Below are 24,305 nucleotides of genomic sequence, written 5' to 3' on the forward strand. Positions count from 1 at the left end.
GGAAGTCGCAGGTCGGGAGCAGAGCGGGCCCGCGGCGCCCCGCATGCGGCGGAACGGGTGAACTGTCCGGTGCCGCCGTCCGGCAGGACCGCCGTCCGCGTCGGCGACAAGCGGCGCGGGCGCCCGACGGGCGGGGCCGGCCGCGGCTTCCTAGAGTCGACCACATGAGCCCCACCATGGAGGCCCGCGGACCGAGGGACGTCACGGGCCCCATACCGCCGTCCCGGGGCGGCCTCCTCAGCCGGGTGCCCGAAGGCTTCGCGGCCTTCTTCGGCGCCCTCTCGCTGCTCTGCGTCCTGCTCGCCTTCATCGCCCCGCTGCGCCGCCTGCTGCGCCCCGTCGTGAACTTCCTCGACCTGCTGATCGTCCCGGTCAGCGCCAACCTCGCGTACGCCGTCTTCCTCTTCCTGCTCGCCGCCGCGATCGCCGCCCGCAAGAAGATCGCCTGGTGGCTGGTCGTGGTCTACCTCGGTCTGCTGGTCTTCTTCGACATCGTCGGCCTGGCGATGGGCCTGTACGCCGAGTCGCTGCCGTCCTTCGTCGTCTGCGGACTGCTGCTGGTCCTCCTGATCGTGGCGCGCCGCGAGTTCTACGCCGACTCCCGGCGCGGCGCCGTGTGGCGCGCCCTGGTCGTCCTGCTCGTCGGGCTCGCCGTGGCGATCCTGATCGGCTGGGGCCTGGTCGAGTGGTTCCCCGGCACGCTGCCGCGGGGCGAACGGCTGCTGTGGGCGGCCAGCCGGGTGTGCGGCGGGCTCGTCTCCAGCGGTTCGTTCAGCGGGAGTCCGCCCCACAAGCTCTTCTTCGTCCTCGGCCTCCTCGGCGCCCTCGCCCTGCTCAACGCCGCCGCCGCCCTCTTCCGCTCCCAGCGCCTGGAGGCGGCCCTGCACGGCGACGACGAGGCCCGCATCCGCGCCCTGCTCCGGGCGTACGGCGCCGACGACTCCCTCGGCTACTTCGCCACCCGCCGCGACAAGGCCGTCGTCTTCTCACCCAGCGGCAAGGCCGCCGTCACCTACCGCGTCGAGGTCGGCGTCTGCCTGGCCAGCGGCGACCCGGTCGGCGACCGCGAGGCCTGGCCGCACGCCATCGAGGCCTGGCTCGACCTGTCCCGCCGCTACGCCTGGGCGCCCGCCGTCATGGGCGCCTCCGAGGACGGCGCGAAGGCCTTCGCGCGCGCCGGGCTCGGCGCGCTCCAGCTCGGTGACGAGGCGATCCTGTACGTCGCCGACTTCGACCTGGACGGCCGCGACATGCGCGTCACCCGCCAGGCCGTGCACCGCGTACGGCGCACCGGCGCGACCTGCCGGGTACGCCGCCACGCCGGCCTCAGCGAAGAGGAGATGGAGGAGCTCATCGACAAGGCGGACGCCTGGCGCGACACCGAGACCGAGCGCGGCTTCTCCATGGCCCTGGACCGGCTCGGCGACCCCGCGGACGGCGACTGCCTCCTCGTCGAGGCACTGAGTCCCGACGGCAAGCTCCTCGCGCTGCTGTCCTTCGTGCCCTGGGGCAAGGACGGCATCTCCCTCGACCTCATGCGCCGTGACCGCAGCGCCCCGAACGGCGTCATGGAGTTCATGGCCGCCGAGGTGTGCGCGGCGGCCGGGAAGTTCGGCGTACGGCGCATCTCCCTCAACTTCGCGGTGTTCCGGTCGGTCTTCGAGGAGGGCGCCCGGATCGGTGCGGGGCCGGTGCTGCGGCTCTGGCGCGGACTGCTGCTCTTCTTCTCCCGGTGGTGGCAGTTGGAGGCCCTCTACCGGTCCAACGCGAAGTACCACCCCCTGTGGTACCCCCGTTACATCTGTTACGGCGACGCCGGCTCCCTCGCCCGTATCGGCCTGGCCTCCGGCATCGCCGAGGGCTTCGTCTCCGTGCCCTCGCTGCGCAAGCTCTGGGGGAAGCGGCACCCGAGGACCGGGCCCCAGCCCGCGACCACCATGGGCCTGCCCCCGCTGTCGGCCCCCGGCCTCGACGAGGGCAAGGAGGCGGCCGCCGATCCGACCGCGGGCCTGCCGGAACAGGTCCGCGTCCGCCACCGCACACTCGACCGGCTGCGCGCTGACGGCACCGACCCCTACCCGGTGGGCACCGCGCCCCGCACCCACACCCTCGCCGAGGTCCGCGCCGGACCAGCCGGGCAGCAGGCGACCGTCGCCGGGCGCGTCATCCTCGTACGAGACTTCGGCGGGATCGTGTTCGCCGTCCTGCGCGACTGGTCCGGCGACCTCCAGATCGCCCTCACCCGGCTGGAGTCCGGACCCGAGCTCATCCGGTTCCGCCAGGACGTCGACATCGGCGACCACATCACCGCCGACGGTCTCGTCGGCGTCAGCGACCTGGGCGAACCGACCGTCTTCGTCTCCTCCTGGCAGCTCATCGGCAAGTGCCTGCGCCCGCTGCCCGACAAGCGCCGGGGCCTCGCGGACCCCGAGGCGAGGGTGCGCCGCCGCTATCTCGACCTGGTGTCGAGCCCCGACGCCCGCGAGGTCCTGCGGACGCGCTCCACGGCCGTACAGGCGCTGCGCCAGGGCCTGCTGGACCGGGGCTACCTCGAGGTCGAGACGCCGATGCTCCAGCGGATCCACGGCGGCGCCAACGCCCGCCCGTTCACCACCCACATCAACGCCTACGACCTGAACATGTATCTGCGCATCGCCCCCGAGCTCTACCTCAAGCGGCTGTGCGTGGGCGGCCTGGAGAAGGTCTTCGAGCTGGGCCGCACCTTCCGCAACGAGGGCGTCTCCTACAAGCACAACCCCGAGTTCACCATGCTGGAGGCCTACCAGGCGTTCGCCGACTACGACGTGATGCTCGACCTCACCCGCGAACTGATCCAGGGCGCCGCGACCGCCGCGTTCGGCGAGCCCGTCGCCCACAAGGGCGGTGCCGAGTACGACCTCTCCGGCCCGTGGCCGGTCAAGACGGTGTACGGCGCGATCTCGGAGGCACTGGGGGAGGAGGTGGACCCCGGCACGCCCGTGTCGGCCCTGCACCGGCTGTGCGACCGTGCGGGAGTGCCGTATCGGCCGGACGACGGAAGCGGTGGCGTCGCCCTGGAGATGTACGAACGGCTGGTCGAGGAGAAGACCCTGCTGCCCACGTTCTACAAGGACTTCCCGACCGACGTCTCCCCGCTCACCCGGCAGCACCGGACCGACCCGCGCCTCGCCGAGCGTTGGGACCTCGTCGCCTTCGGCATCGAACTGGGCACCGCCTACTCGGAGTTGACCGACCCCGTGGAGCAGCGGCGGCGGCTGACCGCGCAGTCGCTGCGGGCCGCCGGGGGAGATCCCGAGGCGATGGAGCTCGACGAGGACTTCCTGGACGCGCTGGAGTACGCGATGCCGCCGACCGGCGGCCTCGGCATCGGCGTGGACCGGCTGGTCATGTTCCTCACGGGGCTGACGATTCGGGAGACGCTGCCGTTCCCCCTGGTGCGTCGGCGCTGAGTTTGGTCCCAACGGGTGCTTTCCCGCGTCCGCACCGGTGTTGCTCAGTCGCGGTGTGCCTCTAATGGGCGACTGATTAATCATGAAAAAGGATAAGCTGTTCACGCGGCGCCGGGCGTTGATCGCCGGTGCCGCCTTCCTGGGGGCGGCGGGCGCCCGCGTCCTCACCGCCGATCCGACCGGGAGCCCGGTGCGCGGCACGCCCGGGGCCGGGGGCCCGCAGGTGCGCCAGGCGCTCAAGCCCTCCGTCTACCGCCTCGAGCCGATGACCGGGTTCACTCCGCGGCGCCCGACGCCCGACAAGCCCGCCGTCCGGCGCGAGCCGATCATGCGCGTGAGCGGGCGCGGTCGTGCCATGGTGCTGACCTTCGACGACGGACCTGATCCGCGCTACACCCCGAGCATTCTGCGCACTCTGCGCAAGCACGACGTACGGGCGATGTTCTTCGTGTGCGGGGAGATGGCCGTCGACAACAAGGACCTGCTCGCCGAGATGGCCGACGACGGGCACATCGTGGGCAACCACACCTGGACGCACCCGTTGCTGACCGCGCTCGGACGCTCCGAGATCCGCTCGGAGATCGCGCGCACCAGCGATGTCATCGAGGACGCGTACGGCGAACGTCCCGTCTGGTTCCGTGCGCCGTACGGGGCCTGGAACCGGGCGACCTTCCAGATCGGCGCCGACCTCGGCATGGAGCCGCTGGCCTGGACGGTCGACAGCCTCGACTGGACCACCCCGGGTACCGCCACCATCATCTCCCGGGTGGAGGAGGGAGCCGCGCCCGGCGTCATCGTCCTCTCCCACGACGCGGGCGGTGACCGCTCCCAGAGCGTGCGCGCCCTGCGCGACTACCTCCCCGAACTCCTCGACTCCGGCTACCACATCACGGTGCCGCGCCGTCAGGACTCCTGAGCCGGGACTGAACGGGCGCGTCCGCCCCCCCGACTTCGCCGAAGGGCCCGGGAACACTTCCCGGGCCCTTCGGCGGAGAGTTTCAGCGGACCTCGACCAGGCGGGCGAACGCGACGACGTTGCCTTCGTAGCCGTGCTGCTTGGAGAAACCGCCGCCGCAGGTGATGACCCGCAATTCCGGGGTGCCCTTGCTGCCGTACACCCGGTCGCCGGGGAAGTTCTTCTTCTCGAACACATCGACGCCGTAGATCTCGAATGTGGCGGTCTTCCCGTCTCTTCGCTGGACCTCGACCCGGTTTCCCTTCTTGAGCGCGCCGAGTCCGTAGAAGACGGCCGGTCCCTGCTTGTTGTCCACATGGCCCACGATCACGGCCGTGCCCTTCTCGCCGGGCGACACCGCACCGGTGAACCAACCGGCGAGATTGGCATTCTCGGGCGGCGGCGCGTCGACCCAGCCGGCCGAGTCGAGACCCACCGGAACGACCGGGGCATTCACCTGGATCGCCGGGATCCTGACCCGGTCCACCGCGGAGTACGGCAACGCGGCAGGCGCGTTGGAGACAGGGGCGACGGGCGTCCGGCTGTCCGCTGCCGCCGCCGTCGCGGGCTGCGGAGGGCCCACGTCGAACTCACCGGAACCATTCCGGATGAGTGCGAGGCCGGTCAGCAGAACAAGCGCTATCACGCCCCACGGGGCGCGCTTCCTCTGCCGCTCCTCCTCTTCGGCCACCTCGGACGCAAACATTCGCAATCCCCTCTCGACGCTGCCGTCGCCGCGTCCGTCGCGCATACGAGAACGCTAAGTGCAGCATGTCCGGCGGGCGACGGGGCGCGGGCGAACGGGTGTCGGGTGCCGGTGTGGTGAGCCATCCGAGTTGCCGAGGGAAGGAATTTTCTAACGGTCCGTGACCTGCGACAATATCCGATTATATGGAAATCCTTCGGCGTGTCTTCTCACCAGGACGGACCATTCTCGAAATGCGGCCCTGTGCATGGCATCTGAGGGTCTGTATGGGAGGCGCTTTCTCGCCGATCAACCGGGGACGGTTCCCGGGGCGTCTTCCGCGGAGGATCACATGCGTACAACTCGTGCCCTGGCGGTATCTGCCGCCGTGGTCGCCGCGGTGGGGCTCGCCGCCCCGGCGGCGACGGCATCGAATGAACCGGGCAGCAGCGAGCCGAGCAGCAGTGAATCGAGCAACAGCGAGCGACTGGGCAACCCCGGTGGACCGGGCGCCGGGACTGGGCTGGACAACAGCGGCACAGCGGTCGGCGGCGGTGGGGTGGTCGGCGGTGGCGGGGTGGTCGGCGGCGGTGGGGTGGTCGGCGGTGGCGGGGTGGTTGGCGGCGGTGGGGTCGTCGGCGGTGGTGGGGTGATCGGCGGTGGGGGAGTGATCGGTGGTGGGGTGATCGGCGGCGGTCGCCCAGGTGACTTCGGCCGGTTCAACGACAACGGCCGGTTCAACGACAACGGCCGGTTCAACGACAACGGCCGGTTCAATGACAACCGTCGGTTCGAAGACAACCGTCGGTTCGAGGACAACGGCCGGTTCGAGGACAACGGCCGGTTCGACGACTACGGCAGGCGGGGCAATTACGAGGTGCGGAACATCCTCGTCCGGCCCAGTGTCATCGCCCCGGGCGGCCAGCTGGCGATCACCGTGATCGGCGAGGCATGCCTGAGGCCCGGCAGCACGGTCTCCTCGCGGGTCTTCCCCACCACCCTGCTGCGCCGGGCGGGTGGCGACACGTCCATCGCGACGGTCAGGGTCGACCGTTTCGCGCACCCGGGGTCGTACGACGTCACGGCCCGCTGCGACAACCGACGGCTGACCCGACCCGCCGCCTTCACCGTCATCGGCGGTGCTCATACCGGTGTCGGCGGCAGCGTCGGCGGGGCGGCACCCGCCGACATCGCGATCGGCGGCGGACTGCTGAGCGCCGGCGTCGTCGGCGGTGGGGTGTTCTGGCTGCGCCGCAGGTCCGAGCGGCGGACCTGATCGGTGCCGTCACCCTGGGCAGGTCCACGCGGAGCGCGTGGGCGACAGGCCTTCGCCCCGGATCTTCCCGGCGAGATCCGGGGCGAGCGGTCAGGACTCATCGTCCGTGGCCCGACGGCGCGACATGGACCACGCGGTGCCGACACAGCCGGCGATGAGCGCGGTGCCCAGGCAGATCTCCTTGAGGTCGAAACCACCACCGCCGACGCTCCCGCCGACACCGGCCTTGGCACCCCGCTGCACGGGGGCCGGGAGCTGGCTCTGGCCGGTGTGGCCGCCGGTTTCGGAACGGCCGGACGCGATGGTGAGCTCGGTGTGCCCGCTCTCGTTGCCGCACTGGAACGTCACCTCGTACACGGCGCCCGCTCTGGCGTCCCCGTCGATCAGGGCCGTCGCGGACGACTGCCCCTTGGGGATCGTGACGGTGTCGAAGACTTCCGAGGAGACCCTGGTGACGGAGTCGCAGCTCTCCGCGTTCAGCCGGAGCTGGCCGCCCGCCGCGACGTTCTGTGGCTGCACGTTGAAGCCGAACGAGGTGATGTTGTTGTTGCCCCGGCCACTGTCGCGGCCGCCGTCACTGTTTCCGTCGCCGTTCCCGGCGAGAGCGGCGGATGCGGAAAGGGTCAGGGCGGTCACGCCCAGCAGTGCGGCCGAAGCGACGCGTATCGCGTGCATGGTGAGCCTCCGGGTCTCCGAGGAGCCTTGCTGCGGACCTTCCGCCTGCGTCTGAAATGCGCCTCGATGTTCGAAACGCTAGGAAGGCGTACACGTGAGCGCGATCGCTGTAGCGCGAATGGGGTAACAGTGTGGGCCGTACGGGTGACGCATATGTGCGAACGGGGGACGGACGCGGCGTGGCGTCCGTCCCCCGCCCCTTTGGTCGCTAGAGGGGGCCCGTCACCGTGGGAGGTGCGGGAACAGCGCCGTGAACGGTTCGGCCGAGGCCGTGATCCCCCGGCTGTAGGGCGCGTCGAAGTCCCAGATCAGGAACAGCAGGAACGCGATCAGGGCGGAGAAGAGCCCGGCGAGGATCAGTTCCCGCTTGGTGCGCCGGATCTGCAGCGCGAACACCATCCCGATGGTGACGACGGCGCCGGTGATCAGCCCGAACCACACCACGCCCGGCATGGTCGCGTCCGTCGAGTCGGCGCGGGCGTTGCGTGCCGCGTCGGCCGCGGTCACCTGGTCGACCACCGGCTGGTAGGCCTGGGCCTCGAAGTCCGACTTCGGCCGGTAGTCGCTGACGCCCTGGCGGACGACCTCGAAGAGCTGTCCGCCCTTGGCGGTGACATGGCCCTGGTCGGCCATGGTCTTCCACTCGCTTTTGACGACGTAACCGACGTACGCGTCCACATCGCCGCGGATGCGGTCGCGCACGTCCGGTGGGTAGACCCGGACCCGCTCCGAGATCTCGTGCAGGGCCTGGGCCTCCGCCTGCACATGGTCCTGGGCGGCGCTGCGGGCCTCCCAGACACCGGCGATGGCCAGTCCCAGGACGATGGCGTAGACCACGCCGATCATCATGGTCATGTATTCGATCACGTCCGGGGTCTCGGACGGATCCTCGTCATCGGGGGCCCTGCGGGTACGTACGAGGGACACGACGAGGACGACGACGCATGCCGCCGCCATCGCGAGGACGAGAACAAGCCATTCCGACAAGGATGCCTCCAGGGGTCAGCGCGGACGCAGCGCCGCGACGGCGAGCAACGCGGGCACGGTGACGAGCAGGGTGAGCGAGACCAGGGACGGTCCGCTGCGGGGCGAGTGCTTGCGCGTCGGGGCGCGGTAGGCCGGATAACTCACCGGGGTCGCCGACGGCTTGGGCCGCGCCTTGTGCGTGGGCGTGGGTGAGGGCGTCGGTGTGGGCCTTGGCTTCGGTGCCGGCGGGGGCGCCGGCCTCGGCGGTGGCGCCACGCCGGGGGGCCGTGGGGTCGGCGAGGCGGGCGGAGGCGGTGGCGGGGGAGTCGGGGGCGGGGGCTTCGGCCTGATCTTGGGCGGGGGCGCCGGGGGTGGTGGGGGCGGTGGATTCGGAGTGGGTGGGGGCGTGGGCGAGGGCGGCGGCGGGCTGATGGTGCAGAGGCCGTCGCCGGCCACCGCCACCGCGTCCGTGCCGTCCGGGCCGATCGAGGCGTACGCGCAGGAGTCGGCGACCGCCGCCGAGGCCGGCGCGCCGCCGATGATCCAGGTCAGCGTCAGTAGCGCCAACACCCGTATGACGAGGGCGGACCGGGTCCGCTGTGGTCCATGCACGACGGAGATCATGAGGCGTATCGCGCCAGCGCACGCCGGAGCGACGGGTATTGCCCCCGAACGAAGGACGTGCGGCGCGGAGTGGTTTGACGTCCCCGGGGGGACACGGTTACCGGGGTGGGCACAGATGTCCGAGAAGCGCGGTCTCGGGGCCACCGCCCGAGTGCCGCCACCCGTCGTGGAGTCGGCGTGGGGTGGGCGCGTCACAGCGTCCGGAAAGTTTTTTGTGCGCCCGTTGAACACATCGGCCACTCCCGCCCGTACCTAGGGCCATGCGCGGCGCAGCAGGGCGCTGCAACCCTTAATGCGAACAGTGGGAGTTACCCAATGAAGACCTCCTGGCGGAGCGCCTCACTCGTAGCGACAGCTGCGGCCGTGCTGGCGCTCACGACGGCGTGCGGTCAGGAATCGGGCACCCAGTCGACGGGGAGCCAGAACGTGGGCGCCGCCGCGGCTGCCAACGGTTACGGTCAGGCCACCAGCAGCAGCACCACTTCTCCCAACGGCTACGGCGCCGACCAGCAGAGCGCCGCCCCCAAGGCGGAATCCGCAGGTCAGCTGGCCGTCGCGGAGAGCACGACGCTCGGCAAGGTGCTGACCGACAGCGCCGGGTTCACCCTGTACCGCTTCGAAAAGGACACCGCCGAGCCGCCCAAGTCGAACTGCGACGGCGACTGCGCGACCGCTTGGCCGCCCGTTCCCGCCGACGGTGCCGTGGCCGCCACCGGTGTGGACAAGGCCCTGCTCGGCGAGGTCACCCGCTCGGACGGCACCAAGCAGCTGACGATCGGCGGCTGGCCGATGTACCGGTACGCCAAGGACACCAAGGCCGGTGACACCAACGGTCAGGGCGTCGGCGGCACTTGGTACGCCTCCGCCCCCGATGGCAAGAAGGCGACCCTGGCCTCCCTGCCGGGCCTGTCGACGCGCAACGACCCCAAGCTCGGCGAGATTGTCGTCGACAAGAACGGCAGGACGGTCTACCGCTTCCTGAAGGACCAGGCCTGGCCCGTTCCGAAGTCCGCCTGCACCGGTGCCTGCCTGGAGAAGTGGCCCGTCGTGGCCCCGGTCTCCGCCAATGACACCAAGGGTGTGCAGAAGAAGGGCCTGATGGGCTTCACCCGCCCGGACGGCGCCAAGCAGATGACCGTCAACTGCTGGCCCATCTACACCTTCTCCGGTGACAAGGCCGCCGGGGACACCAACGGTCAGGGCGTGGGCGGCACGTGGTACGCCGTCGCCCCCGACGGAAAGCCGGTCGGCGCGCCGAAGTAGAGGATCACCTCCCCAGGGTTGATCGACCTCGCCCGGAACAACGGATCGCGGAAGGGAGGTGGATCAGGACTGGCGAGTGTGCCGGACGAACGGAACAACGCGTACGACCCGGGTCCGCCCCCTCCGCACCGCACGGAGGGGGCGGGCCGCTTGGCGTTCTCGGACCGCGCGCCGCGCGCGGATCACCGCGCGGTTCACTCGCCGTGGGAACGCCCGTGAGTTTTCCACACCGGGGATACCCGACACCCCCGATACCGTCGCGACGCTTCGTAACTCCCGCGAACTTTTTGGAATGCTTCGCATCGATTTCGCGGTGACAGCGGACGGCGTGTTCGACTGACCTGCACCGGGCGCCAATTCGGCACATGCCCGAGGCAGTGACGGTGAACGGACGGTCAATTTCCGTTTTGACTCGCTCCTTTGGCGGGCGATCAGTAGCCTCAGCTCGAACACCGGATCGCCTACGTCGTCGACTACGCCTTGGAGAGATAGATGGAGCGTCCCGCCTGGGCCCCCCGCAGCATTGACATCTCGGTGCCGAGCGTGTCCCGTATCTATGACTACTACCTGGGCGGTTCGCACAACTTCGAGGTCGACCGGGAAGCCGCGCGCAAGGCGATGGAGTTCATGCCGGGACTGCCCAAGATCATGCAGGCGAACAGGGCGTTCATGCGCCGTGCCGTGCGTTTCGCGGCCGACGAGGGAATCGACCAGTTCCTCGACATCGGATCCGGCATCCCCACCTTCGGCAACGTCCACGAGATCGCCCAGACGGCCAGGCCCGGCGCGCACGTCGTGTACGTGGACCACGACCCGGTGGCCGTCGCGCACAGCGAGGCCGTCCTGCGGGACAACGAGGACGCGGACGTGGTCGCGGCTGATCTGCTCAAGCCCCAGGAGATCCTGGCGACCGCCCAGGTGCAGCGGTTGATCGACCTGAACCGTCCGGTGGCCCTCCTCCTCGTTGCCATACTGCACTTCGTGGAGGACGCGGACGACCCGTACGGTGCGGTGGCCGAGCTGCGCGACGCGCTGGCGCCGGGCAGCCTGCTGGTGCTCACGCATGCCTCGTACGAGGGAATCCCGCTTCCGGCGGAGCGGGCCGAAGGCGCGGTCGACGTGTACAAGGACATCCGCAACCCGCTGATCATGCGCTCGCGCGAGGAGATCGCGCGGTTCTTCGAGGGGTACGACATGGTGGAACCCGGTCTGGTGCCGATGCCGAGCTGGCGGCCCGACACGGCACCCGAGGACGAGGATCCTTATTCCTTCTCGGGGTTCGCCGGCGTGGGGCGCACGGCGTGACCGGCGAGCCGGACGGACCGGAGGACAGACTGCGCAGGTTCGCGACGATCTGGAGCCGGGCGGTCTTCCCGGTGACCTCCACGTCGCTGACCCGGCCGGAGCTGGAGCAGCAACTCCTGCCGCTCGCACGGCGGTTGAGCGACGCGTTGAAGGCGAGGAGCTTCGACGCGACCGAGGGCCAGGCGGTCGGTGCCGCACTCGTCGCCGCGCACTGCACCGACCCCGAGGCGCTCAGCCGCACCCTCGACTGCGTCGACGCCTATCTGGTGCTCTACTGCGGCGAGGACGGGCCCCAGGAGGCCCTGCGGACCCGCTCGGCGCGTCTGCAGCACGCCATGGCGGCGGGCTTCGCCGGGGCGCTGCGGGAGCGGACGCTCGCCGAGCAGGAGGCCATCTCCCAGGCGACGTTGAACGCGCGCAGCGCGGTGGCCGAGGCACTGCACGCGAGCGAGGCCCGGTTCCGCGCGGTCTTCGAGGGCGCGGCCATAGGAATCGGCATCGCCGACCTCGAAGGCAACATACTGCAGGTCAACGGAGCCCTGCTGCGTATGTTCGGCGGTTCCGAGCAGGTCGTGCGCGGCCGCAAGGTACCCGAGTGGACACATCCCGAGGACGCTCCCCAAATCCGGCGCCTGTACAAGGAGTTGGTACACGGCGAGCGCGAGCACTACCACGTCGAAAAAGCCTTCTACCGGCCCGACGGCACCGCCCTGTGGACCAACCTGACGGTGTCCCTGCTGCGCGACGCGGACGGCCAGCCGCAGTACCAGCTCGCCCTCATGGAGGACACCACCGAGCGGCGGCTGCTCAATCTGCGGCTGCGCTACGAGGCCACCCACGACGCGCTCACCGGCCTGCCCAACCGGACCCTCTTCTTCGAACGCCTGGAGAAGGCACTGTCCGCGGGCAAGGACCAGCGTTTCGGCCTGTGCTACCTCGACCTCGACGGCTTCAAGACCATCAACGACAGCCTCGGGCACGCGGCCGGCGACCGGCTGCTCGTCGAGGTCGCAGACCGGCTGCAGTCCTGCGCGACCGCCCCCGGCGAGATGGTCGCCCGGCTCGGCGGCGACGAGTTCGTGGCCCTCACCACCGGGCCCGACACCGAGCGCGAGGTGGACGCGCTCGCCGACCGCATCATGAACGCCCTCGTCACTCCGGTGCGCATCGACGGCCGGGAACTGACGGTCCGCGGCAGCATTGGCATCGTCGAGGGCCCGGCGGGCGAGCGCGGCCCGGCGGAGGTGCTGCGCAGCGCCGACATCACGATGTACCGCGCCAAGTCCGCGGGCGGCAACCGCTTCGAGCTCGCCGACCCCGAGGCCGACGCCCGCGCCATCACCCGGCACGGACTCACCACCGCGCTCCCGGCGGCACTCGACCGGGGCGAGTTCTTCATCGAGTACCAGCCGCTCGTGCACCTCGGCGACGGCAGTGTGCACGGCGCGGAGGCGCTGGTGCGCTGGCTGCATCCGCAGCACGGTGTCCTCGGGCCCGACCGGTTCATCCCGCTCGCCGAGCACACCGGGCTGATCGTGCCGCTCGGCCGCTGGGTCCTGGAGCAGTCGGTCCGCCAGGCCCGCCAGTGGCAGGAACGACACGCCGACGCGGGCCCGCTGCGGATCAACGTCAACCTCTCGCCCTGCCAGCTGACCCACCCGGGCCTGGTCCAGGACACGGTCGACATCCTGGAGCGTGAAGGACTCGACGCCGACGTGCTCTGCCTGGAGGTCACCGAGTCCGCGCTGATCGGTGCCGACGACGACCTCCTGAAGCCGCTGCGACGTCTCGCCGAGATGGGCGTCGACATCGCCCTCGACGACTTCGGCACCGGCTACTCCAACCTCGCGAACCTCCGCCGCCTGCCCGTGAGCATCCTCAAGCTGGACCGCTCCTTCACCCAGGGCATGCAGCAGTTCCCGGCGGACCCCGTCGACCTCAAGATCGTCGAGGGGATCGTTTCGCTCGCCCACAGCCTCGACCTCGCGGTCACGGTGGAAGGCGTCGAAACGGGCGCGCAGGCCGAGCAGTTGCGGATACTGGGCTGCGACACGGCCCAGGGCTGGTACTACGCCCGCCCGGGCCCACCGGAGCGGTTGCACGAGCTGGCGCTGGTGGACGCCACCGGCTGATCGACCGGACGGGCCTGGGGGGTGATCCGAACGACACCCCCCCAGGCCCGGCGTGGTCTCCTGGAACGGAGAGTGCGCCGCCGTCCGTGGCCCCCGTAGCGGGGGGGCGTCGCGAAGGAATCGGGGGAGGAGTCGCGCATGACGGGCGAGCAGCCGATCGTGGGCCGGGAGACGGAGCTCGTCGAGCTCTCCCGGCTGGCCGCGTCGCCCGACGGCCGGGCCCTGCTGCTGCGCGGCGAGGCGGGCGTCGGCAAGAGCGTCCTGCTGGACGCCGCCGCCGCGCACGCCACCGCGCTCGGGCACCGCGTCGTCCGCGCGGCCGGGGTGGAGGCCGAGACGCAGCTGCCGTTCGCGGGCCTGCACCAGCTGCTGTACCCGCTGCTCCCGGAGGCCGCCGACCTGGACCAGGTCACCCGGGCCGCCTTCGACACCGTGTTCGGGCGTACGACGGGCGAGGCGCCCTCCGTGATGGCCCTGGGCATCGCCGTACTCGATCTGCTGGCGCTGGTCTCCGGAGACGTACCGCTGCTGGTGGTCGTCGACGACGCGCACTGGTTCGACCCGCAGAGCGCCGAGGTGGGCCGGTTCATCGCCCGCCGCCTGTCCGCGCACGCCGTGCGGATGGCCATCGGCGTACGGGAGGACATCCCCTCCGCGTGGGACGCGGCCGGACTGCCCGAGCTGGCCGTCCCCGCGCTGGCGGCCGGGGCGGCCGCGGCCCTCCTCGACGCGCACGCCCCGCACCTCCAAGAGACCCTCCGCCGTCAGGTCCTCGACCAGGCACAGGGCAACCCGCTCGCCCTGCTGGAACTGCCACGCGCCCTCGACGAAGGCACCGCCCGCGGCGTGGAGCCCGGTGAACTGCCGCTCTCCCGGCGGCTGGAACAGCTCTACGGCGACCGGATCAAGACCCTCGCCCCCACCGAACGCGCCGAGCTGCTGCGGGCCGCGCTGGACGGCGTCGGTACCGGCGCCTCGCCCTCGCCCGCCGACCGGACCCGCTACCGGATGAGCGACGTCGACGGCGCCCTGGCCGCGGGACTGCTCACCCCGGGCACGGCCGACGGCGACTGGACCGGTCTCGTGTTCCGGCACCCGTTGGTCCGCTCCGCACTGCTGCAGTCGGCGACCCCGAACGAGCGGCGCGCCGCGCACGCGGAACTGGCCCGGCTGCACCACGCGGACATCGAACGCCACGCCGCCCATCTGGCGGCCGCCACGGTCGACCCCGACGAGGCCGTCGCCATCGTCCTGGAGCGCGCCGCCCGGTCCGCCACGGCCCGCGGCGGCGCCGCGTCCGCCGTCACGCTGCTCACCCGGGCCGCCGAACTCAGCCCCGGCGCCGGGCCACGCTCCCGCCGGCTGGGCGACGCCGCGTACGTGGCGGCCCAGTCCGCGCTGCTCGACCAGGCGCAGGAGCTGCGCGAAGCCTCCGACCGGCTGGCCGGTGCTCACCAGTCGCCCACCGCCGTGATCACCTCGGCGTACGCGGCGCTCTACCAGGAAGGCGACGTCCGCTCGGCCCACCGCCGTGTCGCCGCCGCGCTCGAAGCCCTTCCCGCGGACACCGAGGCGGAGATCCGGACCCGGCTGCTCAACCTGTTGCTGGCCATCAGCCTGTTCGCCGCCGACCCGGCCCTCTGGGCGGTCACCGACACCCTGGTCGACGTCGCGTCGACCGAGCCCTCGACCCTGCTCTACCGTGACGCGTTCGGCGATGTCGCCCGACGCGGAACGGGCGCGCGCGAGCGGGTCCAGGACGCGTTCGCACGGCTCGGCGAGGAGCAGCCCTGGGACGTCATGCGGCTCGGGGTGGCGGCGTACTACCTCGACGCGCTCGGCGACCACCGCCCGCTGGTGCGCCGCGTCGCCGACCGGGAGGCGGGCAGCGGGGCGGTCACCAACGCGATGACCCTGCTCCAGCTGGTCATGCTGGACCAGATCAACAGCGGCGAGTGGGACGCCGCCGAGCGGACCGGCAAGCGCGGCCTTGAGCTCACCACCACGCATGGCTACGCCCTGTTCGAGCACCAGTACCACGGCTTCCTGGGCCTGATCGCCGCCTGGCGCGGTGACACCGAGCGGGCCACCGCGGCGCTGAACCGGCTCGACCGATGGGCCCGCCCGCGCGGCGTCGGCTACCTCACCCAGCTCGCCGAGGCCATCGGCGCCGCCACGCACCTCACGGCCGGGGACTTCGAAGGGGCGTACGCCTACGCGAGCGGCCTCACCGCGCCGGGCGCCTTCACGCCCTGCTCCCAGCAGTCCCTGCGCACTCTGCTGGACCTGGTGGAGTCCGCCGTGCACACCGGGCGTGCCGACCAGGCCCGCGCCCACGCCCTCGCCGCCCTTGACCAGGGCCTGCCCGCGATCTCGCCGCACCTCGACTTCCTCACCGCCGCCGCCCTGGCGATGACCGCCGACGACACCGCGGCCCGGACGGCGTTCGAACAGGCGGTCACCCACCCCGCGGGGGCGGAGTTCCCCTTCGAGCTGGCCAGGGTGCGCCTCGCGCAGGGGATGTGGCTGCGCCGGGCCCGGGAGCGCGCGGCCGCCCGCGCGGTGTTCGAGGAGGCCGTCGAGACCTTCGACCGACTCGGCGCGCAGCCATGGGCCCGGCGGGCCCGGGCCGAACTACGCGCGGCCGGCGCGGCGGTCGGCGGGGCCGCGGAGGGAAGGGCCGACACGCTCACCGCGCAGGAGCGGCAGATCGCCGAGCTCGCCGCGAGCGGACTGAGCAACAAGGAGATCGGCGCCCGGCTGTTCCTCTCCCCGCGGACGGTCGGCGCGCATCTCTACCGGGTCTTCCCCAAGCTGGGCATCTCCTCGCGGGCGTCGCTGCGGGACGCGCTGGCGGAGGCGGGGCACTCCACCGAAGGTGGATGAGTCCCGACCCGCACGGACACCGCCCTACGTCGGTCACCACAGTCATTCGACCGATTCGGCGGCCATGACTGCCGAAGGAGTCTGGACTCATCGCGCCGCCCCCGGGGCGGCCCCGAGAAGTCCAGGAGAAGGCCATGTCCGACCCGCGCACCCCGCTCGTTCTCATCCACGGCCTGTGGCTGCACGCCGGCTCGTGGCAGCCGTGGATCGACCTGGCCGAGGAGCACGGCTACGCGCCGCTGGCACCCGGCTGGCCCGGCGAGGCCGGCACCGTCGCCGAGGCCCGGCGCCGCCCCGAGGCCGTCGCCGGGCTCGGCATCGACGACGTCACCGAGCACTACGCCGGGATCATCCGCTCCCTCGACCGCCCGCCGGTGCTCATCGGACACTCCTTCGGCGGACTGATCGCACAGAAACTGCTCGGTGCGGGCCTGGGCCGGGCCGCGGTGGCCATCGACCCGGCCCAGATCAAGGGCGTCAAGGCGCTGCCGCCGGCCCAGTTGCGGGCGGGCTTCCCCGTCCTGGGCAACCCCGCCAACCGGCGCCGCGCCGTTTCCCTGACCGCCGCGCAGTTCCGCTACGGCTTCGGCAACGCGCTGGAGCAGGCCGAGTCCGACGACCTGTACGAACGCCTCACCATCCCCTCGCCGGGGCGGCCGCTGTTCGAAGCCGCGTTCGCCAACTTCGCGCGGCGCTCCCCGGCGGCCGTGGCCACCGGCAACGCGGACCGCGGGCCACTCCTGCTGATCTCCGGCCAGGCCGACCACACCGTTCCCGATGTCGTGACCCGCTCGGCGTACAAGCTCTACGGCGACTCGTCGGCGGTCACCGAGCTCAAGCAGTTCCCCGACCGGGGCCACTCCCTGGTCGTCGACCACGGCTGGCGGACGGTGGCCGAGTACGTCCTGCGGTGGCTGTCCGAGCAGGGCATCCAGGGCCGGGACACCTCACACGTCTGACCCCGGGGCGCGCCTCGATCCGTGGCGCGCCTCATTTCACCGGTCGAATTGATCAAAGTAATCGAAGCAATCGAAGTAATCGAGGGAGCTGACAAGGATGAGCACGGAACTCCAGGGCAGGACCGCCGTCGTCACCGGCGCGAGCAAGGGCATCGGACTGGCCGTCGTCGAGGCGCTGGCCGGGGCCGGCGCGACGGTGATCGCCGGGTCGCGCACCACGACACCGGGTCTCGACGCGCTGGTCAAGCAGGGCAATGTCACCTGGGTACCGGTGGACCTGGCCGAACCCGGTGCCGCCGAGCGCCTCGTGGCGGCGACGGACGGCCGGCTGGACATCCTGGTCAACAACGTCGGCGCGGCCCCCGCCCGTATGGGCGGTTTCCTGTCGGTGACCGACGAGGACTGGCAGCGCACGGTCGATCTGAACCTCCTCACGGCCGTACGGGCCACCCGCGCCGCCCTGCCCTTGATGCTGAACGCCGGGCAGGGCTCGGTCGTGACGGTCGCCTCGGTCAACGCCACCCTGCCCGACCCGATGGTGATCGACTACAGCGCGAGCAAGGCCGCCCTGGTCGCCTTCTCCAAGGCACTGTCCAAGGAAGTCGGGCCCAAGGGCATCCGGGTCAACACCGTCAGCCCGGGCCCGGTGGAGACCGAGTTGTGGCTCGGCGGCGACGGGGTGGCGGCCACGGTCTCGGCAGCCGCCGGGATCACCCCGGACGACGTCGTCGCCCAGGTGTCCGGCGCCACGGTCACCGGCCGCTTCTCCCAGCCGTCCGAGGTCGCCGACCTGGTTCTCCTCCTCGCCGGTGACCGCTCCCGCAACATCACCGGCAGCGACTTCGTCATCGACGGCGGGTTCATCCCGACCTGGTGACGCACCCACCCGCCTCCGAAGCCCCGGCTCGGTCAGCGCTCCAGCAGCATCCGCTGGAGTTCGCGGGCCGCCCGGGGCGGAGCCACGTCACTGCGGTGGGCCAGGGCGATGGTGCGGTGGAGTCCGGGACGCGCGAGCGGTGTCACCCGCAGGCCGCGCCCCGAGCGCGTCGCGACCATGCGCGGGACGACGGCCACACCGAGCCCCGCCCTGACGAAACCCAGCACCGCGTCCATCTCGCCGCCCTCGACGGCGAAGTCCGGTTCGAAGCCCTCGGCCCGGCAGGCGGCGACGGTCAGTTCCCGCAGGTCGTAGCCGTGCCGGAACATCACCAGGCGTTCACCCTCCAGGTCGGGGATGCGCACGGTGCGGCCGGTGCCCGGCGCGGGCGCCTCCGGTGACGACACCACGACCAGGTCCTCGCGCAACAGCTCCACCGTCGTCAGCGCGGGGGAGGGGGCGGGGAGCGGGAGGACGACCAGGGCGAGGTCCAACGCCCCGCGCGCCAGTTCCCGTACGAGATCGTGGGAGCCGCCCTCCTCGATCAGCAGCCGGATACCGGGATAGCGGTCGTGGAAGGCGCGCAGTACGTCCGGAAGCAGGCCGGTGAGCAGGCTCGGTGTCGCGCCCAGGCGGACCCGGCCGCTGCGCAGCTGGGCCAGTTCCTGCACCTCGTGCCGGGCCGTGTCGGCGTCGGCCAGGATGCGCCGGGCCAGCGGCAGCAGCGCCTCGCCCGCGTCCGTCAGCGTGATGTTGCCCCGCGCGCGGAGAAAGAGGTCCGCCCCCAACTCCCGTTCCAGTGACTTGATCTGCTGGGACAGGGACGGTTGGGCGACATGGACCAGATCGGCGGCCCGGGTGAAGTGCCGGGTCTCGGCGACCGCCACGAAGTACTGGAGCTGCTGGAACTGCATCCACCCATCATAGGCGTCGGCTATCGAAACGAGCCGGACCATGTCTTGGACCGATCGGCACCCGCGGCCCTAGCTTCTGACACATGGCTCTGGCAACGCGGACGGACCGACGGCCGTCCATGGCACGCACCGCGTGGGACAGCACCGTCGGCAAGAAGACAGTGATGGCGGTCAGTGGCCTGATCATGCTGCTGTACCTGATCGCCCATGTGTACGGCAATCTGAAGATCTTCTTCGGGGCGAGCGATTTCAACCACTACGCCCACTGGTTGCGCACCATCGGTGAACCCGCCCTGCACTACGAGTGGGCCCTGTGGATCATCCGCGTGGTCCTGGTCGTCGCGGTCGTGGCGCACGCCGTCGCCGCGTACCAGCTGAGCCGCCGCGACATCAAGGCGCGCCCCGACAAGTACGTGCACAAGAAGCCGCGGGCAAGCTACGCCACGCGCACCATGCGCTGGGGCGGGATCATCCTCGCCCTGTTCATCGTCTGGCACATCCTCGACCTGACCACCGGCACCGTGCACTCCGGCGGCTTCCAGGAGGGCCACCCGTACCAGAACGTCGTGGACACCTTCTCCACCTGGTACGGCAACGTCATCTACATCGTCGCGATGCTCGCCCTCGGCCTGCACATCCAGCACGGCATGTGGAGCGCGTTCCAGACCCTCGGGGTCGGCAGCCGCACCCGCGACCGCGCCCTGAAGACCACCGCCAATTCCGTTGCGCTGCTGATCACGGTCGGGTTCATCTGCCTGCCCGTGGGCGTCATGACCGGAGTCGTGAGCTGACATGACTGCTTCCGCCGAATACACGGACTACACGACCGGCGAGCCGGTCGTCGACGCCAAGGCCCCTTCCGGCCCGGTCAACGAACGCTGGGACACCCGCCGCTTCGAGGCCAAGCTCGTCAACCCCGCCAACCGCCGCAAGCACACGGTGATCGTCGTGGGCACCGGTCTCGCGGGCGGCTCGGCGGGCGCCACGCTCGCCGAACAGGGCTACCACGTCGTCCAGTTCTGCTACCAGGACTCGCCCCGCCGCGCCCACTCGATCGCCGCTCAGGGCGGCATCAACGCGGCGAAGAACTACCGCAACGACGGCGACTCCGTCCACCGGCTGTTCTACGACACCGTCAAGGGCGGCGACTTCCGGGCCCGCGAGTCCAACGTCCACCGCCTCGCGCAGATCTCGGTCGAGATCATCGACCAGTGCGTGGCCCAGGGCGTGCCGTTCGCGCGGGAGTACGGGGGTCTGCTCGACACCCGTTCCTTCGGTGGTGTCCAGGTGTCCCGCACCTTCTACGCCCGCGGCCAGACGGGCCAGCAGCTTCTGCTCGGTGCCTATCAGGCGTTGTCGCGGCAGATCGCGGCCGGCAACATCGAGATGCATCCGCGCACCGAGATGCTCGACCTGATCGTGGTCGACGGACGGGCGCGCGGCATCGTCGCCCGCGATCTCATCACCGGCCGGATCGACACCTACTTCGCGGACGCGGTCGTCCTGGCCAGCGGTGGCTACGGCAACGTCTTCTATCTCTCGACGAACGCCATGAACTCCAACGCCACCGCCGTGTGGCGGGCGCACCGGCGTGGTGCCTATTTCGCCAACCCCTGCTTCACCCAGATCCACCCGACCTGTATTCCGCGGACCGGCGAGCACCAGTCCAAGCTCACCCTGATGAGCGAGTCGCTGCGCAACGACGGCCGTATCTGGGTCCCGAAGGCCAAGGGCGACACGCGCCCGGCGAACGAGATCCCCGAGGACGAGCGCGACTACTACCTGGAGCGCATCTATCCGTCCTTCGGCAACCTGGTACCGCGTGACATCGCCTCCCGCGCCGCCAAGAACGTCTGCGACGAGGGCCGCGGCGTGGGCCCGGGCGGACAGGGCGTCTACCTGGACTTCGCCGACGCCATCCGGCGGATGGGCAGGGCGAAGGTCGAGGAGAAGTACGGCAACCTCTTCGACATGTACGCCCGGATCACCGCCGAGGACCCGTACACCGTGCCGATGCGGATCTACCCGGCCGTGCACTACACGATGGGCGGGCTGTGGGTCGACTACGACCTGCAGACCACCGTGCCCGGCCTGTTCGCGATCGGCGAGGCCAACTTCTCCGACCACGGGGCCAACCGTCTCGGCGCCTCGGCGCTGATGCAGGGCCTGGCCGACGGCTACTTCGTCCTGCCGTCCACCATCAACGACTACCTCGCCCGCAACCCGCACCACGTCGACGTGACGGACGAACACCCCGCCGTCCAGGAGGTGCTGGCCGAGACCGAGGACCGGCTGCGGCTGCTGCTGGCCGTCGACGGCGACCGCACCCCCGACTCCTTCCACCGCGAACTCGGCGAACTCATGTGGGAGTTCTGCGGCATGGCCCGCACCGAGACGGGCCTGCGCAAGGCGCTCGAGCGCATACCGCAGATCCGTGAGGAGTTCTGGCGCCGGATCAAGGTCCCGGGCACCGGCGAGGAGTTCAACCAGTCACTGGAGAAGGCCAACCGCGTCGTCGACTACCTCGAGCTCGCCGAGCTCATGTGCCTCGACGCGCTGCACCGGTCCGAGTCCTGCGGCGGTCACTTCCGTGAGGAGTCCCAGACCCCGGACGGCGAGGCGGCCCGCAAGGACGAGGAGTTCACCTACGCCGCCGCCTGGGAGTTCACCGACACCGGCGCCGCACCCGTCCTGCACAAGGAAGACCTGGTCTTCGAGTACGTCCACCCCACCCAGCGGAGCTACGCATGAAGCTCACCCTGCGCGTCTGGCGCCAGAAGAACGCCGACGCCGACGGAGCGATGTCCACGTACGAGGTGGACGACATCTCGGCCGACATGTCCTTCCTGGAGATGCTCGACACCCTCAACGAGGAGCTCATCCTCAAGGGCGAGGACCCCGTCGCCTTCGACCACGACTGCCGCGAGGGCATCTGCGGCGCGTGCAGCCTGGTCATCAACGGCGACGCACACGGGCCCGAACGCACCACCACCTGCCAGCTGCACATGCGGTCCTTCCAGGACGGCGACACGATCGACGTCGAGCCGTGGCGCGCCTCCGCCTTCCCCGTGGTCAAGGACCTCGTCGTGGACCGGTCGGCCTTCGACCGGATCATCCAGGCCGGCGGCTACATCACCGCCCCGACCGGCGCCGCGCCCGAGGCCCACGCGACGCCCGTGCCCAAGCCCGACGCCGACTTCGCGTTCGAGCACGCCGAGTGCATCGGCTGCGGTGCGTGTGTGGCCGCCTGCCCCAACGGGGCCGCGATGCTCTTCACCTCGGCGAAGATCAACCACCTGAACGTGCTGCCGCAGGGGGCGCCCGAGCGGGAGACACGGGTGCTGGACATGGTCGCGCAGATGGACGAGGAGGGCTTCGGCGGCTGCACCCTCACCGGCGAATGCGCCACCGCCTGCCCGAAGGGGATCCCGTTGGTGTCCATCACCGGGATGAACAAGGAGTGGCTGCGGGCGACTCGTAAGTCGGGGCGCCGCTGAGGTCACCTGTTCACACAGCGTTCGCCGGATCTGTGCGGACGGGCGGGGCCGGGAGTGGTGCTCGTTCCCGGTCCCGTCTCACATCCGGGCGAATCTCCTGGCATTCAACATCCCCACATCCTGGCTCCTGGCACAGGTCACGCGCACGCCAACCGGCATCGGAAGAACAGGAGCGCGCGGGCCGTACCGAACCGGTCTGCCGCCGCTGTGCCGAACCGGCCCGTGACCAGGAGAGTGCCATGACCGGCGTTTCCACCCTCGACAGCCCCCCGCAGCCCCTGGCCCCCACCCGCTACACCGTCTCCCTCGCCCGTTCCGAGGCCGACGTCCAGGCCGCGCAGCGGCTGCGGCACGACGTCTTCGCCGGAGAGATGGGTGCCCTGCTGACCACGCCGCAGCCGGGGCTCGACATCGACGCCTTCGACGCCTACTGCGATCACCTGCTGGTCCGTGACACGCTGACCGACCAGGTCGTCGGCACCTACCGCCTGCTGCCCCCGGAGCGCGCCGCGATCGCCGGCCGGCTCTACTCGGAGGGCGAGTTCGACCTGACTCCGCTCGACGCGATCCGTCCGGGACTCGTGGAGGTCGGGCGTTCCTGTGTGCACCCCGACCACCGCGACGGCGCGGTCATCGGCCTCATCTGGGCCGGGATAGCCCGCTACATGGTCGAGGGCGGCCACGAGTGGCTCGCGGGCTGCTGCTCGATCCCGCTCGCCGACGACGGCGCGCTCGCGGCCGGAACCTGGGACCGGGTGCAGGCCAAGTACCTGGCACCGGACGAGTACCGGGTACGACCGCTGCTGCCCTGGACCGCCGAGGGTGCCACCGGAGAGCCCCGCACCGAACTGCCCCCGCTCCTGCGCGGCTATCTTCGGCTCGGCGCCTGGGTCTGCGCCGCGCCCGCGCACGACCCGGACTTCGGGGTCGCGGACCTGTTCGTGCTGCTGTCGATGCGCAGGGTCAACCCGCGCTATCTGCGGCACTTCCTCTCGCTCGTCCCGGCCTGATGAGCGTCTGGCTGCCCAGCGCGCCCTGCACCCCCAGGGCGTGCGTCGAGCCGACGGGGTCCGCCACGGCCGTCCCGCGGGCCGCACTGCGGCTCGCGGCGGTCCTGGCCGTGGTCGCCACCGGGGTCGTGCTGCTGCCGTTCGGCGGGCGGATCCCCGCCGAAGTGGTACGGCGCTGGTGCCGGGCGATCGTGCGGGCCGCGGGCGTCCACGTCCGGATCACCGGCGCCGCCGCACCCACCGGCGGGCTGCTGATCGTCGCCAACCACATCTCCTGGCTGGACATCCCGCTCCTCGCCGCCGTCCGGCCGGCCCGGATGCTCGCCAAGTCCGAGATCCGGCAGTGGCCGGTGGCGGGACCGCTGGCCGCGCGCGGCGGAGTGCTGTTCATCGAGCGCGACCGGCTGCGCGCACTGCCGGACACGGTGGCGCGGATCGCCGGGCTGCTGCGCGACGGGGCGGCCGTCGTGGCCTTCCCGGAGGGCAGTACCTGGTGCGGCAGGGCGCAGGGGCACTTCCGGCGGGCCGTTTTCCAGGCCGCGCTCGACGCGGGGGTGCCGGTCCAGCCGGTGCACATCCACTACCGGCTGGCCGGGGGAATGGCGAGCACCGCGCCCGCCTTCGTCGGGAACGACTCGCTGCTCGCCTCCCTGTGGCGGGTCGCCTCGGCGCGCGGACTGGTGGCGGAGGTCGAGGTACGGCCCACGCTCGCGCCGGGCAGCCATCCGGACCGACGGGGCCTGGCCCGCGCGGCGCAGGGCGGGTTGCATCCCCAGGGCGCACGGGCGTCGGTCCCCGTACATCGCTGACGTATCAGGACGGGGCGACCTGG

Annotated in this window: 19 protein-coding genes; 14 read left to right on the plus strand and 5 right to left on the minus strand. The window is 71.2% G+C overall.

All coding sequences use genetic code 11. The features are described from left to right. Positions 1-164 precede the first annotated feature (164 nt). Positions 165-3,449: a bifunctional lysylphosphatidylglycerol synthetase/lysine--tRNA ligase LysX gene (gene lysX / locus OG568_RS42250; protein ID WP_329535340.1), complete on the plus strand. Its 3,285-nt coding sequence runs from the start codon at positions 165-167 to the stop codon at positions 3,447-3,449. An 82-nt stretch (positions 3,450-3,531) separates the two neighbouring features. After that, positions 3,532-4,365 (plus strand): polysaccharide deacetylase family protein, encoded by an 834-nt coding sequence (locus OG568_RS42255; protein ID WP_329535341.1) that lies wholly within the window; start codon positions 3,532-3,534, stop codon positions 4,363-4,365. Positions 4,366-4,447: 82 nt separating this feature from the next. Here the strand turns inward: OG568_RS42255 and OG568_RS42260 are convergent, their stop codons facing one another. Next, on the minus strand, positions 4,448-5,110 hold the full coding sequence (locus OG568_RS42260; RefSeq protein ID WP_329535342.1) for a class F sortase: 663 nt from the start codon (positions 5,108-5,110) through the stop codon (positions 4,448-4,450). Positions 5,111-5,441: 331 nt separating this feature from the next. Between OG568_RS42260 and OG568_RS42265 the strand changes: the two genes are divergently transcribed. Continuing rightward, positions 5,442-6,365 carry a hypothetical protein gene (locus tag OG568_RS42265; protein WP_329535343.1) on the plus strand — a complete coding sequence of 308 codons (924 nt, stop codon included), beginning with the start codon at positions 5,442-5,444 and terminating at the stop codon, positions 6,363-6,365. Positions 6,366-6,455: 90 nt separating this feature from the next. On the opposite strand, the gene OG568_RS42270 is transcribed toward OG568_RS42265, so the two are convergent. The 3 genes from OG568_RS42270 to OG568_RS42280 all read right to left on the minus strand — a co-directional run bounded on the left by OG568_RS42270 (position 6,456) and on the right by OG568_RS42280 (position 8,618). Next, a complete protein-coding gene (locus tag OG568_RS42270; RefSeq protein ID WP_329535344.1) occupies positions 6,456-7,040 on the minus strand; it encodes a hypothetical protein in 585 nt (194 codons plus the stop codon). A gap of 222 nt (positions 7,041-7,262) precedes the next feature. Further along, entirely contained in the window at positions 7,263-8,027 is a 765-nt protein-coding gene (locus OG568_RS42275; protein ID WP_266580356.1) for a bestrophin-like domain, read from the minus strand. A gap of 15 nt (positions 8,028-8,042) precedes the next feature. Beyond that, positions 8,043-8,618: a hypothetical protein gene (locus OG568_RS42280; RefSeq protein ID WP_329535345.1), complete on the minus strand. Its 576-nt coding sequence runs from the start codon at positions 8,616-8,618 to the stop codon at positions 8,043-8,045. A 327-nt stretch (positions 8,619-8,945) separates the two neighbouring features. Here OG568_RS42280 and OG568_RS42285 point away from each other — a divergent pair, with 327 nt between their 5' ends. From OG568_RS42285 to OG568_RS42310, 6 genes are all read left to right on the plus strand, one after another. Continuing rightward, the gene (locus OG568_RS42285; protein ID WP_266417504.1) at positions 8,946-9,893 is read left to right on the plus strand and encodes an SCO0930 family lipoprotein; all 948 of its coding nucleotides are present in this window, start codon (positions 8,946-8,948) and stop codon (positions 9,891-9,893) included. Between the two features lie 492 nt (positions 9,894-10,385). After that, entirely contained in the window at positions 10,386-11,198 is an 813-nt protein-coding gene (locus OG568_RS42290; protein ID WP_266580352.1) for an SAM-dependent methyltransferase, read from the plus strand. Then, the gene (locus OG568_RS42295; RefSeq protein WP_266580350.1) at positions 11,195-13,330 is read left to right on the plus strand and encodes a putative bifunctional diguanylate cyclase/phosphodiesterase; all 2,136 of its coding nucleotides are present in this window, start codon (positions 11,195-11,197) and stop codon (positions 13,328-13,330) included. Before OG568_RS42290 ends, OG568_RS42295 begins: the two co-directional genes overlap by 4 nt. A 138-nt stretch (positions 13,331-13,468) precedes the next feature. After that, entirely contained in the window at positions 13,469-16,216 is a 2,748-nt protein-coding gene (locus tag OG568_RS42300; protein ID WP_329535346.1) for a helix-turn-helix transcriptional regulator, read from the plus strand. Between the two features lie 134 nt (positions 16,217-16,350). Then, positions 16,351-17,175 (plus strand): alpha/beta hydrolase, encoded by an 825-nt coding sequence (locus OG568_RS42305; protein WP_329535347.1) that lies wholly within the window; start codon positions 16,351-16,353, stop codon positions 17,173-17,175. Positions 17,176-17,272: 97 nt separating this feature from the next. Continuing rightward, complete coding sequence (locus tag OG568_RS42310) at positions 17,273-18,052, plus strand: oxidoreductase (RefSeq protein WP_329371469.1); 780 nt, start codon at positions 17,273-17,275, stop codon at positions 18,050-18,052. A 32-nt stretch (positions 18,053-18,084) separates the two neighbouring features. Here the strand turns inward: OG568_RS42310 and OG568_RS42315 are convergent, their stop codons facing one another. Continuing rightward, positions 18,085-18,966: a LysR family transcriptional regulator gene (locus OG568_RS42315; RefSeq protein ID WP_266417521.1), complete on the minus strand. Its 882-nt coding sequence runs from the start codon at positions 18,964-18,966 to the stop codon at positions 18,085-18,087. 119 nt (positions 18,967-19,085) lie between these two features. Between OG568_RS42315 and OG568_RS42320 the strand changes: the two genes are divergently transcribed. From OG568_RS42320 to OG568_RS42340, 5 genes are all read left to right on the plus strand, one after another. Further along, positions 19,086-19,757, plus strand: coding sequence for a succinate dehydrogenase (locus OG568_RS42320; RefSeq protein WP_266590940.1), 672 nt, complete (start codon positions 19,086-19,088; stop codon positions 19,755-19,757). Position 19,758: 1 nt separating this feature from the next. Then, entirely contained in the window at positions 19,759-21,717 is a 1,959-nt protein-coding gene (locus tag OG568_RS42325; RefSeq protein WP_329371472.1) for a fumarate reductase/succinate dehydrogenase flavoprotein subunit, read from the plus strand. Next, the gene (locus OG568_RS42330) at positions 21,714-22,463 is read left to right on the plus strand and encodes a succinate dehydrogenase/fumarate reductase iron-sulfur subunit (RefSeq protein ID WP_266580340.1); all 750 of its coding nucleotides are present in this window, start codon (positions 21,714-21,716) and stop codon (positions 22,461-22,463) included. The genes OG568_RS42325 and OG568_RS42330 overlap by 4 nt, the downstream gene beginning before the upstream one ends. 239 nt (positions 22,464-22,702) lie before the next feature. Beyond that, positions 22,703-23,473: a GNAT family N-acetyltransferase gene (locus tag OG568_RS42335; protein ID WP_329535348.1), complete on the plus strand. Its 771-nt coding sequence runs from the start codon at positions 22,703-22,705 to the stop codon at positions 23,471-23,473. Continuing rightward, positions 23,473-24,282, plus strand: coding sequence for a lysophospholipid acyltransferase family protein (locus OG568_RS42340; protein WP_329535350.1), 810 nt, complete (start codon positions 23,473-23,475; stop codon positions 24,280-24,282). The genes OG568_RS42335 and OG568_RS42340 overlap by 1 nt, the downstream gene beginning before the upstream one ends. Positions 24,283-24,305 lie beyond the last annotated feature (23 nt).

The organism is Streptomyces sp. NBC_01450, assembly GCF_036227505.1.
Taxonomy (GTDB): Bacteria; Actinomycetota; Actinomycetes; order Streptomycetales; family Streptomycetaceae; genus Streptomyces.